Genomic DNA, 13,529 nt, shown 5'->3' with positions numbered 1-13,529 from the left:
CCCGCTCCTTAGTCTTCGTCCAAAATAGCCGGCACCTTGAACTTGCCGTCTTCGGCATCGGGTGCTCCCGAGAGCGCTTCTTCAGCGGTGAGAGTTTCACCCACAACGTCCTCACGGAAGACATTCTGCAGGGGGATGGGGTGCGACGTTGCGGGGATATCAGCTGATACCGCATCGGACACTGACTTCACAGAGTCAACGATGACATCGAGTTCAGCTGCCATCGAAGCAAGCTCTTCTTCGGTCATCTCAATATGAGCCAGCATGGCCAGGTGCGCCACCTGCTCACTCGTAATGGCAGACATAATCACTTCCACGAGGTAGACATAGGTTTCAGTCTCTTAGTTTACCGCACTGCCCCCGGGCGCCCACCACCGGGGCGGATGGCCAGACTCTGTCCATCCGCAGAAAGACAAGCACTAAGAGGTAAACAAAAAAGTGCCCGCGCTCCCCCTCGGGGTACGCGGGCACCTTTTGATGCGCTATAGACGCTAAAGCCTCTTGATAAAGACCTTACTGGGCGGGGATGGTCAGTTCCCAGCCGATTTCGATAACGTTAGCGTTGGTAATCAGTTCTGAGTTAGCTGCCAGAAGGGCATCCCAGCTGCTGAAGCCGTGAGCGTAAGCGATTTCTGAAAGGGTATCGCCAGCGACAACGGTGTAGGTGTTAGCAACGGGTGCCTCAGCTACTGCAGCTACAGGAGCTTCTGCAACGGGTGCTGCTTCAACTACAGCAGGTGCTGCTTCAACTACAGCAGGTGCTGCAATTTCTGCAACCTGGTCTGACTGGGGGGCAAGATTTGCGGGTGCGCTAGAGGTACCGTAAGCGGAAAGACCAAGCTGAGCGGTGCATGAAGGCCATGCGCCCCAGCCCTGCATCTGCAGGAGGTTCTCAGCTACGCGGATCTGCTCAGCCTTTGAAGCACCTGCGGGTGAGCCTGAGCCACCTGCTGCGTTCCATGAGGACTGTGAGAACTGCAGGCCACCGTAGTAGCCGTTGCCGGTATTGATTGACCAGTTACCACCGGACTCGCACTGTGCCAGTGCATCCCAAGCTTCGAGGGGAGCTGCGTTTGCTGAGGTTGCGGGAGCTGCCAGAGTAGCTACTGCTGCTGCGCCACCGAGGGCAAGTGCTGCTGCGTTACGACGAATGTTGGAAGTCATGTATATGCTCCGAAGGCCACCTTACGCTCTTCCCATCCCTGGGCGTCTGTGCGTTACCGTCTACCCAAGATGTTGAGTGGATCTTGTGAAGGTTATACCCTGTAGACGATATCAGGTGTGCGGTATAACCCAGCATGTGTTCGCGGCTTCCACCGCGAACTATAAAGCCTTCAGAGTGAAGGCGTTTTCGATTCGTTGATAACGATAACGTAACGATTAGGGCCATGCCAACCCCTTTTTGAGATGAAACACCTTTAAGCCATCACTAGCCCTGTACTAACAAAACCCTCACAACGGAACCCTCCTGCACCGTTTGCCCCAGGGTTCACACCGCATTGCCCGCTGATTTGACGGGCTTTATCGAAGCAGATAGACACTTGGAGCTAACTCTCCGACGAGCTGTTCTTGGGGTTTAAATCCAGTTTCAAATCTCTCAAAACTTTTTAAACTTTCCCCCTCACAGCAGATCAGAAAGTCACAATTTGGTAACGAAAATAGAGCGGGGGTCTTTACAAGACCCATTTTTGAGAGTGAAACCCCTGAATTTCAGGGGTGCTCGGGCTGACATGCAACCCAAGCACCCCCACAAAATCACGATTTGGTATCGTAAATCACATCTCTGCCACCGTTTAAGATAGGTCTCCTGCCAGCAAAGCCTCAAATCCTGCCTCATCTAGCACCTTGACCCCCAGGCTTTCAGCCTTATCTAGCTTTGAACCTGCAGCGGCTCCTGCTACAAGATAATCTGTCTTCTTTGAGACAGAACCCGAGGCTCGCCCGCCCCGCAGGATAATGGCCTCTTTAGCGCTGTCACGGGTGAAGCCTTCAAGAGAGCCGGTGACGACTACGGTCAGTCCCTCAAGTGTCCGTTGGATAGACTCATCGCGCTCATCTTCCATGCGCACCCCGGCAGCAGCCCAACGATCGACTATTTCGCGGTGCCAGTCCTCCTCGAACCATTCAATGAGCGAGCGGGCAATAATCGCTCCTACGCCATCGACATTAGAGAGGCGTTCCTCGCTAGCTGCACGGATAGCGTCCATAGACCCAAACTCTGTGGCAAGTGCCCGAGCTGCGGTAGGCCCAACGTGGCGGATCGATAGAGCAACCAGCACACGCCAGAGCGGTTGCTGTTTAGCCTTTTCCAGCTGTTCGAAGAGCTTGAGTGTGTTCGCCTTCGGTGCACTGGGTTTCTTAGCGGTCCCTTTGCTATAGAAATAGGGTTCGCGCACCATCTGTGTGACACCGCGCAGGGTCTTCTCCCTCTCGATTTTCACATCCGCCAGATCCTGAGGGGTGAGATCAAATAAGAAGGCTTCACTCGTGAGTGGGGGGACCTCTGGCTCCGCTGGGCTGGTGAGTGCCCGAGCTGCCTCATAACCTAGTGCTTCAATATCAAAGGCACCACGCCCAGCCAGATGGTTTACCCTCTCTTTGAGCTGGGATGGGCAGGAACGAGCGTTGAGACACCTGATATCAACATCCCCCTCTTTAGCAGGAGCAAGAGGCTCCCCACAGGAGGGGCAGAGAGTAGGCATCACAAACTCCCGCTCGCTGCCATCACGCAGGGCAACTACAGGGCCAACAATCTCGGGGATGACGTCCCCAGCCTTCCGCAATACCACTGTGTCGCCAATCAAGACACCCTTAGCCTTAACAACTTCCTGATTATGCAGTGTGGCCATCTCAACGGTAGAGCCTGCCACCTTCACAGGCTCCATCATGCCAAAGGGAGTTACTCGACCGGTCCTGCCCACGTTCACCAAAATATCTAGAAGTTTGGTGTGAACCTCTTCGGGTGGGTACTTGTAGGCCACTGCCCATCGTGGAACTCGGGAGGTGTAACCCAGACGTGCCTGAGTATCAAAATCATTGACCTTGATAACAATGCCATCGATTTCATGAATCAAGGAGTGGCGCTGCTCCCCATATGTGGCAATGAACTCCAGGATCTCCTCACGGCTATTCAACAACCGTGAGTAAGGGCTGACCGGTAGCCCCCATTGGTGTAGTTGCTCATAGGTCTCATACTGATTGCTAATAGACAGACCGCTCTGAGCACCGATACCGTGCACAAACATGCTCAAAGGGCGCTGGGCAGTCAGCGTGGCGTCCTTCTGACGCAGAGAACCGGCAGCTGCGTTGCGGGGGTTGGCGAAGGGGGCTTTACCCTGCTCTACCATGCTCTCGTTGAGTGCTTTGAAATCTTTAGACGATATGAAAATCTCCCCGCGAACCTCAATCTCAGCAGGGTGTTGGCTACCGGTCAGCTGGGTGGGGATGCTCTTAATAGTCAGAACGTTGTGGGTGACATCTTCGCCGATAGTGCCATCACCTCGCGTGGCAGCACGCACCAAAACCCCATCACGGTAGAGCAGATTAACTGCCAGCCCGTCAATCTTGAGCTCAGTCAGCCAGGTGGGGCGCGCACCTGTCATCTGCTCGGCGTTCGTCTCGGCGCGGTCGAGCCAGGCTCCAAGCTCATCCAGCGAGAAGACGTCCTCAAGTGAGTACATACGTGCTAGGTGCTGTACTGGTGCAAAAGCGCTGGACGCCTCGCCGCCGACCTCCTGAGTGGGAGAATCATTGGCGATCAGTTCGGGGTGCTTAGCTTCCAAACCTTCCAATTGCCGGTAGAGCTGGTCATACTCAGCATCTGACAGCGCCGGAGCGTCGTCCATATAATACTGTTGCCTAGCTTTGCGCACACGGTCTACCAGCTGCGCATATTCTTCTTTAAGTTCAGCTGACACCCCCTGGCTTTCTAGCAGGTCGCGGTCAATGCCGTGCACGGTCTCTTCTTCTACACCGGGTAGGTTCTTCATATCGCTCACCCCTCTATTGTGCCCTGAAAATGCGTGCCCTAAAAGCGGATTAGCTAAGGAAAAGGGCGCCGCATCCCGGGTAGGGGTGCGGCGCCCTGGACTGCCATAGAGAAAAGGTACTAGCCGTTAATACCGCGGTGCAGTTCGCGTTCAGGGTGGAACTGTTCCTCTTCGGTATCAGTGGTGTGCTCATAGTCGAATTCTTCGATACGGGCGGCAATCTTGTGGGCATCGGTGTGGGTCAGCTCCTTGAGCTCTTCAGCCCTCACCTTGGCATCGCTTTCCGTGATGGCATCTGCCACCACCACGGTGATATTGTCCCTACCTCCTGCACGCAGGGCTGCCATCTGTAGCACATCCGCAGCGTCCTGAGGGTGCTCAACGGTCGCCAGAACACGCGCCATATAGTTGTGGGAAAGCTCGCCGGACAAACCATCTGAGCACATCATGAGGCGGTCACCCGGCTTAGCCGGAATAACCCAAAAGTCAGGTTCCCAATAATTGCCGGTACCCAGAGCACGGGTGATGACGTTGCGGCGGGGGTGGGTAAGCGCCTCTAGTGCGGTAATCTGACCGGTATCTACTAGATACTGCACCTCAGAGTGATCGACCGTGACTTGCTCCAACCGAAGACCCTCAATGGGGCCATTAGAAATCGATAGAGCTTCCTCGGTCTCTACGTCTTCACTCCGAAGCAACCGGTAGGTGCGTGAGTCACCCACATTAAAGATGAACCACATCGGCTGCTCACCAATATGAGTTAGCCAGGCACCGGTCACCGTGGTACCGGCACGTAGGCCCAGAGTATTTTTGATGGCTTCGTCAGCCTCAGAGATAACGCCCTTGATGTTCTCGATAGTTTTAAGAATCTGCTGGTTGAGCACCGAGGTGTCCTTGCGGCGGCGCAAACGACGATTAGTTTGAGGCTCCTCAGTTTTCTGCTGAATTTCAGCCTCTAAAGCCTGCTGAAATTCGGTTTCTTCTTCTTCTGTCATACCCCCGGGGCGGGTAAACATTTGAGAGTAAGCCAGGGTGCGAGTGCACAGACGTGAGGCAACCTCACCAGCTTCGTGCCCACCCATACCGTCTGCCACGACGCAGAGGGTACCTGCAACAGTCAGTGAGTCTTCATTGTTGTCCCTGTGCTGCCCAACGTCAGTGGCGGTGCCAGTGTAAACAGTCAGGCGTTCTGCCGTGCTCATTCGAATTCAATCTCCAGTTCGTTACCAATTCCCGGGGTGATGGCCACGGGCCTGACGTTGCCAAAGCCGCGCACGTTACGCACGCCCTGCGGAATCAGCACAAATCGTTCATCGCCCTCTAACGCATCAGCCGTTGAGCTATCGGTCAGCACGACGCCGGGTTCGGTGAGAGCCACGAGCCGTGACGCCAGGTTGACGGTAGGGCCATAAATATCACCGAGGCGGGGAAGCACCCGCCCCCACACAAAAGCCACGCGAGCTTCGGGCAGCTGCGAATCTTCGCTGATCAGTTTGGATAGAGTCAGCGCAATGCGTGCTCCGTCCTCGGGTGACTCTACCAGGTACATGACCTCGTCCCCCACCGTTTTAATAATGCGGCCGCCACCTACTGCGATGACCTCTGCGCACCGTTGCTCAAAATGCTTGACCAAACGCGCTAAAGATTTCTCGTTCATCTCACGAGATAGGGAGGTGTAGGAAACCAGGTCAACAAAGCCCACGCCTCGGGCAAGCGGTAAAGCAGTTTCAGCTAAATCAGCATCGTCCTGTTCATCGCGCAGAGCTAGACGCAAGATTGCCGAGTTCATCATGCGGCGGTAGCCGTAGACGGTGATGAGTTCCAAATCGTCTAGAAGTTTAGGGAGGAGGTGGAGTAACTCGGCTCGAGCTTCTGCATCAGTAATTCCCCGATTGATGACCATATCTTCAACCAGAGTTTCCACCTGCCACACCACCATGCGGTCCATCATCTGACCGACGGATCGTGTAATTGAAAGGGAGGCATCCTCAGTGAGTTTGCCTTCGCGCACCATATTGCTAATGGTGGTCAGAGCTTCACTGTCCATATGCGTGAAAAAGGCATCGTCGTCTTTAAGGTTGGGGATACCCAACGAACGCCAGATTTTACGCGCCGTCAGGAGCGATACGTCAGCTTCAGCAGCGACTTCGGCGCGGGTGAGACTGCGGTTATCGCCCAGCAAAGCCCGCTCAAGCTCCAAAACACCCTCTCGGGCTTCGTCGCTGCGGTAAAGCTGACCCTGCACCCGGTGCCTGCGGCGCTTGCTCCTGTAGCGTTCGGTACCGGCTTCAGAGCCGATGCCGTTTGCTGGCTTCTCCACGGAGTCTCTCGCTTTCGCTGTCTCTGGTGTTTGCGGTTATCAGACGGGCACCGGTGGGTGACGGTCTACATCCAGAATACTCTTTTGTGAGCTGGACTACGACTGGTCGCAGTCTGTGGCGCATTCTTCCATCTTAACCCTGCCCACATCTCATTTCTCAATTTTTAGGAAAAGCTAGGCATCAGTTGCCCTGGGGGCGACCCTTACCAGTAGCAAGCACGTTCATCTGCGCCTGCCTTATTTCGTGCGAGAAACGGGCAGCATCGGGCACGGCATTCAAAATATACTGTTGCCCTCTTACCCGCACTACTATGGGCGCGGCATCCACTATTCCCATCAGTGTAAGCCGTTTCAGGTTAGCACCCTCAATGATCTCAAGGGGAATTGATACGTCGGTAGAAGATTTCATACCGGTACGCACTAAAAGACGGTGGCTGGTGAGGACATAGCCGGTTAACCACCAGCGCAGTCCACTCTTAACAGCCCGGTAAAGCAGTCCAAGTGCCAGCGCGAGCGCTAAATAACTGATCCAGCGGGAATCAGTTCCAAGCGCTGAGGAAAAGCTCCACGCCACCATCGATCCCAGTGCCCAACCAAGGGGGCGCAAAAGTAGCACCCCGTGGGACCGGGTTGCCGCTAGAGCATATTCGCCAGGGATGAGCTCACCTCTAATTTTCATCGTTGTAGAGTGTAGTGCTTAAACCTGAATGTTTGCTTCAGACAACCAGGGAGACTATGAGCCATAGCCATCGGGTCGCACGTGCACGACATCCCCCACCGTAAACTGGCGTTCTTCACCGTTTTCAGCCCGGACTACCAACTCTCCGGTGTCAGCGATATCAACACCAACCCCGCGGAAGGTCTCATCGCCCGGCAGATGAATGGTGAGATGGGCACCAATCGTGCTGAGAGCACCGCGCAGGCGCTCCAACAGGCTGGCACCGCCAAAGGGCTGTGATGCGTCAAACCCGCCTGACGCAAACTCGCGGTAGTAATACTCAAACCGGGTCGCTAAAGAAGTAAGCACCTGCTCCAGGTCAGCTAGCTGACCGCTCTCTACCAAGGTGCTGGTTGAAGTGGGGACCGGCAGCTGCTCAGCGGTCATATTGAGATTGAGCCCCACCCCCACAATTACCGAGATATCGCCCTCAGGTTCTAGTACTAGCTGCGCCAGGATGCCACATACCTTACGGTTACCTAACAGCACATCGTTGGGCCACTTAATGCTGGGAACCAGGCTAAATTCCTGCATCAGTGCGTCGCGGACTGAAAGTGCGGCTAGGGAGGTTAGCCAGTGGTACTGATCGGGGGCGATGTGCACCCGGGGGTTGGCGTGAGGACGCACCACAAAAGTTGTCGCCAAGCTGGATCCCGGAGGTGCTGACCAGACCCGGTCCAACCGCCCGTGCCCGGAGTTTTGGTCCCCGGTTGAGATGACGGACAGCTCGCCCCAGCTGCGCCGAGCCACAGCATCCCCCATCAGTACGGTCCGCCCGTAGTCGTTAGTTGAGCCGATGCTCTCAAGAATTTCTACCCGGTCGAAGCCGGGTAGGTCAACAGCGCTGGGGTCAAGCTGAGTCATGGTTACCTTTCTTTAATCTGCCTCTTAATACTAGCGGCGAGCCTGTGAGGTGAGATACTGGGGAGAGCAATTCAGTTCAGCAGTCTTGCACAACAATGATGTACGGAAACCCGATGGGGTATCCTTGCGCCAAACGGTGCAAAGACACCCCACGGGTCCCAGTAACACAGCAGGATTTCTTGAATCTAGTCTCACAATATTTTAGGGAGCAACCTATGACCACCTACGCTGTTGAATATTCCTATGGGCCTGCCGATCTTCAGACGCTGCACCGCCCAGCCCACCGCGAGTACCTAGCCAAACTTCATAAAGAAGGCAACCTGCACGCCGCAGGCGCCTACCCCGATGGGGAGCCTTTTGGTGCTCTGCTCATTTTTGTTGCCGATAACAAGGAACACCTGGACGCTCTCATTGCGGCTGACCCCATGAGCACCGGCGGCGTTCTCACCGGCTACAAGGTGCGCGAATGGAACGCAGTCATTGGCAAGGTAGGTCAGTAGCTTTCCTTACCCACACGTATTTGGTGGACGCACCCGAAACCAGCTTCGGGTGCGTCCACCAAACATTTACCCCTCTTATTTAGAGAAAACACCCCAAAATTCCTAAAAAAATTTACCCTCGGCTCAGGCGACGACTATAGTTGATACGAATGCCCTGACCAGGGGCACCTAGACACACCAAGAGCGTGAAGAGGCACCATGAGCGAGAATCTCACCGAGCAGGCTGACAACGGGCCAGATCTTTCAACAACCGCAGGAAAGATTGAGGATTTTTATGCCCGCCGGGAGCAGACTCTCGCTCCTACCGGCCAGGCTCCGATTGATCGTCAGCATGAGCGCGGTAAGCAGACCGCCCGTGAGCGTGTTGAGATGTTGCTTGATGAAGGTTCTTTTGTTGAGTTTGATGCTCTGGCGCGCCACCGCACCACAGCGTTTGGTATGGATAAGAAACGCCCTCTAGGCGATGGCTTAGTTTCAGGCTACGGCACGATTGACGGCCGCCTGGTGGCTGTTTATTCTCAGGACTTCACGGTTTACGGCGGATCACTGTCCCAGGTCAACGGCGAGAAGATCGTTAAGGTGCAGAAGTTCGCACTCCAGAACGGTTGCCCGGTCATTGGTATCAATGACGGTGGTGGTGCCCGCATCCAGGAAGGTGTGGCGTCCCTAGCCATGTTCGCTGATATCTTCCGCATGAATGTGCGCGCTTCAGGTGTCATTCCGCAGATTTCTGTGATTATGGGCCCCTCAGCTGGCGGTGCAGCCTACTCCCCCGCTTTGACGGACTATATCGTGATGGTTGATAAGACCAGTCACATGTTTATCACGGGACCGGATGTCATTAAGACCGTAACCGGCGAAGAGATTGATATGGAGACACTGGGTGGGGCGCGCCAGCACAATGCGGTCACCGGTACCTCCACTTACCTGGCAGAGGATGAAGAGGACGCTTTCGATTTCGTGCGCGAGCTCATCGAATTTTTGCCCTCCAACAACCTGGCGGTCAATCTGCCCCTAGACCATGACCAGGACCCCGAACCGACCGTAGATGACCTTGAGTTGGATCAGCTGATTCCCGACTCAGCCAACCAACCCTACGACATGCGCTCGGTGATTGAGGCGGTTGTGGATGACGGGCACTTCCTGGAAATGCAGGCGCTCTACGCCCCTAACGTCATGATCGGTTACGCCCGTGTTGAGGGTAAGACCGTTGGTATCGTGGCTAACCAGCCTATGCAGTTCGCTGGCACCCTAGATATCAACGCGTCCGAGAAGGCTGCCCGTTTTGTACGCAACTGCGATGCCTTCAACATTCCTATTCTGACCTTTGTGGACGTACCGGGTTTCTTGCCAGGTACCGACCAGGAGTTCAACGGCATCATCCGCCGCGGTGCTAAGCTGCTCTATGCCTACGCTGAGGCTACTGTTCCCCTGGTTACCGTCATTACCCGTAAGGCCTACGGCGGTGCTTACATTGTGATGGGCTCCAAGAAGCTGGGCGCAGACATTAACCTTGCCTGGCCCACCGCTCAAATCGGTGTGATGGGCGCTCAGGGCGCGGTAAACATTCTCTACCGTCGTGAGCTTGCCGCCCTTGCCGAAGAAGGTGGGGACGTCGAGGCCCGCCGTGCTGAGCTCATCACCAAGTATGAAGAAGAGCTGCTCAACCCCTACCAGGCAGCTGAGCTGGGCTATATTGACGAGGTCATCGCTCCATCAGAGACCCGTGTGCGCATCGTCAGCGCCCTGCGTGCCTTGAACGATAAGCGGGCAGCAAGCCCGGCCAAAAAGCATGGCAATATTCCTCTGTAAAGGCTAATTCTCTATGGCAACCCCCAACCCCCTCTCGCTCTTGGGCTTCGGTAAGAAACCGGCAGCAGCACCCACACCTGTAACCGCGCAGGATGACGCTAGCCTGGCCGCCAGCACGACTGCCCCTTCGGAGGCTCCCCTGCTGAGCGTGGTCAAGGGCAACCCCACCGACGAGGAGCTGGCAGCTCTAACCGCAGTGGTGGCAGCTTCTGCCGCGCAAGCAGAGCAGAATAGGGAAACTACGCTGGAGCACTGGCAGCGCCGCTTAAACACCACCCAGCAGCTAGGCGCCCGTCTGCGACCAGGTCCGGGCTCCTGGAAGCGGGCACGGCCGCAGTAGTTCAATTTTTCAAAAAGGGTCTTCACTCCGGCAAGGGTGAAGGCCCTTTTCTGCATCTGAACTGTAATATAGGTCTCATGACTATTCACCCAGATTTACCTGCTATTTTTACCACCAACCGCACACAAACTCGCGTCGATGAAATTGCCAATGCCTACTACGAGAAGTGCCTGGAGCTAGACCCCGCCAGCGCTACCCTAGAAGGGCGCAAGGGCAGGGAAACCGAGTACGCCGACTTCTCCCCCGCCGGCACCGCTGCCAATATCGCTGTTATCCGTGAAACCCTTGAACAGTTGAATCAGGCAGAAATTACCGATGACATCGACAAGGTCACCGTCGATGCCATGCAGGAGCGTCTGGGCCTAGAACTTGAGCTTCATGAGGCTGGGCTGGGAACCTGGGAAATCAATAACCTAGCCTCCCCCATTCAGGGTATCCGTTCAGTCTTTGACCTCATGAACCGCAATAATGAAGAAGACTGGGGTTTTATTGCAGGGCGCCTCCACAACGTCGCTTCTGCGCTCGAAGGCTATATCGAGAGCCTCGAAGAAGCACACACCCGCGGCTGCGTAGCCGCTGTGCGTCAGGTCGACACAGCCATCGAGCAGGTCACCGCCTACATCGCTGACGGCGGTTTCTTTGACGCCCTAGCCGCTGAAGTTGCCGAAGCAGCTCCCACCCACGCCGACCATGCTAAGGAGGGCGCGGCATCCGCCAAGGCAGGCTACGGCAAGCTGCTGACCTATCTGCAAGAAACCCTGCGCCCGGCAGCACCTCAAGAAGACGCTGTAGGACGTAAGCGTTACTCCCTCTACTCCCGCCAGTTCGTGGGTACTACCCTAGATTTAGAAGAAACCTACGCCTGGGGCATTGAAGAGCTAGACCGCATCATCGCAGCCCAGCAGGAAGTAGCAGAAGAGATTAAGCCCGGTGCCAGTATCGAAGAGGCCAAGGCAGCACTGGATGCTGACCCCGCCCGCACTCTGCACGGCACCGATGAACTCCAAGCCTGGATGCAGAAGCTCTCCGACGAAGCTCTGGATTTTCTCTCTAAAGAACACTTCACCATCGAAGGGCCCCTGCGAAATCTCGAGTGCATGATCGCCCCCACCCAAGAAGGCGGCATCTACTACACCGGCCCGTCAGCCGACTTCGAGAGAGCCGGTCGCATGTGGTGGTCAGTCCCCGAAGGCGAAGACACCTTCGGCACCTGGCGCGAAGTCTCCACTGTCTACCACGAAGGCACCCCCGGCCACCACCTACAGATAGCCACCGCAACCGCCATGGCAGAATCCCTCAATAACTGGCGCGCCTCAGCCTGCTGGGTCTCAGGCCACGGCGAAGGCTGGGCTCTCTATGCCGAACGCCTCATGGACGAACTCGGCTATCTGGCAGACCCCGGCGACCGCATGGGTATGCTGGACGCCCAGCGCCTGCGCGCTGCACGCGTCGTCTTTGACATCGGTCTGCACTGCGGCTTCGAAATCCCCCAGCGCTGGGTTGAGGAACTCGGCATTGAACCCGGTATCTGGGACGCCGACCGCGGCTACCGCTTCTTGGAGGCCAACCTGGACATGTCAGACGGCCAGCGCCGCTTTGAATTCCTGCGCTACCTGGGATGGCCCGGCCAGGCTCCCTCTTATAAGGTAGGCGAGCGCCTCTGGTTACAGCTGCGTGAGGATGCCCGCGCCGCCGGTGTCTCAGATAGGGACTTCCACACCCGCGCCCTCATGCTCGGTTCTGTTGGCCTAGACACCCTCAAGCGAGCACTAGGTTATTAGACTGAGTATTTAGCTCATGAGCGGGCACCCTGTCTGTTAGTACCCTTAAACGCTAGCCCCGAGCCAGCTAACAGACAAGGTGCCCGCTCTTCGCGAGGACCTCAGCCCCCGGGTTAGCGCTTTTCAGAGCTACCAATTTCCCCGCTAAACACGATTTCCGCCTGGTGGCGCGCCTCGGTGCAGATGCGGTTGACGATGCGCGACAGCTGAGTTAGGTAGCGGTAGTGGTCCCTCTGTTGCGCGGTGAGGTTGCCTTGCCTCTGAGCTGCGACCAGCTCCGCAAAGGCAAGAGCTTCATAGCGCATCAGCTGGCTCAACGGTGCACCGGGTTTATCTGCTTCAAAGAGGGTCTGCCCCTCGACTGTCTTTACCCTGTCGATTCCCTGCACCGCATTCAGTAACAAGCCCGAGCGTCCCGCCCTAATCTCGTTGGGCAGGCGGGAGACCTGGTTTTTAGAGAAAGATAGCTCAGCGGTAAAGCCGGGGTAGGTCAGCAGCAGGACGCCGGCAGCATCCACCCCGGTTGGCGCCAGCTGGGCTCTGTATGAAATAGCCTGCGGCTCCCCAAACCAGGCTACCGCTGCATAGACCGTGTAAATTCCCAGGTCAACCAGGGCACCGCCGCCGTGACGCAGCGAGAAAATATTGGGTTCCTGGCCTGCCGACACAGCGTCCCAGCGGGAAGAATACTGGTGAAAGTTCAGGCTGGCACCTGTCACCTCTCGCCCGCTTGACTTCTGTTCATCCACCCACTTCCCAACTGTTTCGAAGCCGGGCTCAAAAAGATGCCGCGCGGCTTCAAAGACCAAGATCCCGGCTCTTTCAGCAGCACGGTGTACCTCCTGCCATTGCGCGGGGTTCCAGAAAGCTGGCTTTTCCACAATGACATTCACCCCCGCATCGATAGCGGCCAAGGCATGATTCTTATGGAAGGAATTGGGGGAAGCAATATACACCGCATCTAGCGAATGCTCCAGCAACTCGCTTATTTCGGTAGCGATGCCCACCCGGTCTAGATCAGCATCCTGAATAAAAGAACGTGCGGTAGCGCTAGAGCGACTCATCACAGCAACCAGCTCGAAGGCATTCTCAGCTTTAGTAGCTGCCGCGAATTCCTGGGTTATCATTCCAGTCCCGATGAGACCGAGGCGGGGGCTATCCATATTTTCCTCCGGGGTAGCGCATAAGGTGTGCAGCGCGAAGGC

The 13,529-nt window shown here is 56.2% G+C and carries 12 protein-coding genes; 4 read left to right on the top strand and 8 right to left on the bottom strand.

Annotated features, from left to right (window positions below; genetic code table 11):
* Window positions 1-8: 8 nt before the first annotated feature.
* The 7 genes from gatC to M3668_RS10205 all read right to left on the bottom strand — a co-directional run bounded on the left by gatC (window position 9) and on the right by M3668_RS10205 (window position 7,891).
* Complete coding sequence (gatC, locus tag M3668_RS10235; RefSeq protein ID WP_251380745.1) at window positions 9-305, bottom strand: Asp-tRNA(Asn)/Glu-tRNA(Gln) amidotransferase subunit GatC; 297 nt, start codon at window positions 303-305, stop codon at window positions 9-11.
* A gap of 208 nt (window positions 306-513) precedes the next feature.
* A complete protein-coding gene (locus tag M3668_RS10230; RefSeq protein ID WP_251380744.1) occupies window positions 514-1,164 on the bottom strand; it encodes a LysM peptidoglycan-binding domain-containing protein in 651 nt (216 codons plus the stop codon).
* 629 nt (window positions 1,165-1,793) lie between these two features.
* Window positions 1,794-3,989 (bottom strand): NAD-dependent DNA ligase LigA, encoded by a 2,196-nt coding sequence (gene ligA / locus M3668_RS10225; protein WP_251380743.1) that lies wholly within the window; start codon window positions 3,987-3,989, stop codon window positions 1,794-1,796.
* A gap of 119 nt (window positions 3,990-4,108) precedes the next feature.
* Window positions 4,109-5,191, bottom strand: a complete 1,083-nt coding sequence (locus M3668_RS10220; protein WP_346924093.1) for a PP2C family protein-serine/threonine phosphatase — start codon at window positions 5,189-5,191, stop codon at window positions 4,109-4,111.
* Window positions 5,188-6,309, bottom strand: coding sequence for an adenylate/guanylate cyclase domain-containing protein (locus M3668_RS10215; RefSeq protein WP_502948968.1), 1,122 nt, complete (start codon window positions 6,307-6,309; stop codon window positions 5,188-5,190). The genes M3668_RS10220 and M3668_RS10215 overlap by 4 nt, the downstream gene beginning before the upstream one ends.
* A gap of 181 nt (window positions 6,310-6,490) precedes the next feature.
* A complete protein-coding gene (locus M3668_RS10210) occupies window positions 6,491-6,988 on the bottom strand; it encodes a PH domain-containing protein (protein ID WP_251380742.1) in 498 nt (165 codons plus the stop codon).
* A 54-nt stretch (window positions 6,989-7,042) separates the two neighbouring features.
* Window positions 7,043-7,891 (bottom strand): biotin--[acetyl-CoA-carboxylase] ligase, encoded by an 849-nt coding sequence (locus tag M3668_RS10205; RefSeq protein WP_251380741.1) that lies wholly within the window; start codon window positions 7,889-7,891, stop codon window positions 7,043-7,045.
* Between the two features lie 215 nt (window positions 7,892-8,106).
* On the opposite strand from M3668_RS10205, the gene M3668_RS10200 reads away from it, so the two are divergent.
* The 4 genes from M3668_RS10200 (at window position 8,107) to M3668_RS10185 (ending at window position 12,324) form a co-directional block, all read left to right on the top strand.
* Window positions 8,107-8,391, top strand: coding sequence for a YciI family protein (locus M3668_RS10200; protein WP_251380740.1), 285 nt, complete (start codon window positions 8,107-8,109; stop codon window positions 8,389-8,391).
* A 198-nt stretch (window positions 8,392-8,589) separates the two neighbouring features.
* Window positions 8,590-10,203, top strand: coding sequence for an acyl-CoA carboxylase subunit beta (locus M3668_RS10195; RefSeq protein WP_251380739.1), 1,614 nt, complete (start codon window positions 8,590-8,592; stop codon window positions 10,201-10,203).
* A gap of 13 nt (window positions 10,204-10,216) precedes the next feature.
* Window positions 10,217-10,543, top strand: a complete 327-nt coding sequence (locus tag M3668_RS10190) for an acyl-CoA carboxylase epsilon subunit (RefSeq protein ID WP_251380738.1) — start codon at window positions 10,217-10,219, stop codon at window positions 10,541-10,543.
* A 77-nt stretch (window positions 10,544-10,620) separates the two neighbouring features.
* Complete coding sequence (locus M3668_RS10185; protein ID WP_251380737.1) at window positions 10,621-12,324, top strand: DUF885 domain-containing protein; 1,704 nt, start codon at window positions 10,621-10,623, stop codon at window positions 12,322-12,324.
* Window positions 12,325-12,437: 113 nt separating this feature from the next.
* On the opposite strand, the gene M3668_RS10180 is transcribed toward M3668_RS10185, so the two are convergent.
* Window positions 12,438-13,487: a Gfo/Idh/MocA family protein gene (locus M3668_RS10180; RefSeq protein ID WP_251380736.1), complete on the bottom strand. Its 1,050-nt coding sequence runs from the start codon at window positions 13,485-13,487 to the stop codon at window positions 12,438-12,440.
* Between the last annotated feature and the right edge of the window lie 42 nt (window positions 13,488-13,529).

Source organism: Rothia sp. P100 (assembly GCF_023712425.1).
Classification (GTDB): Bacteria; Actinomycetota; Actinomycetes; order Actinomycetales; family Micrococcaceae; genus Rothia; species Rothia endophytica.
Note: the sequence above shows the minus strand (reverse complement) of the source record. Positions and strands in the feature narration are given on the sequence as shown.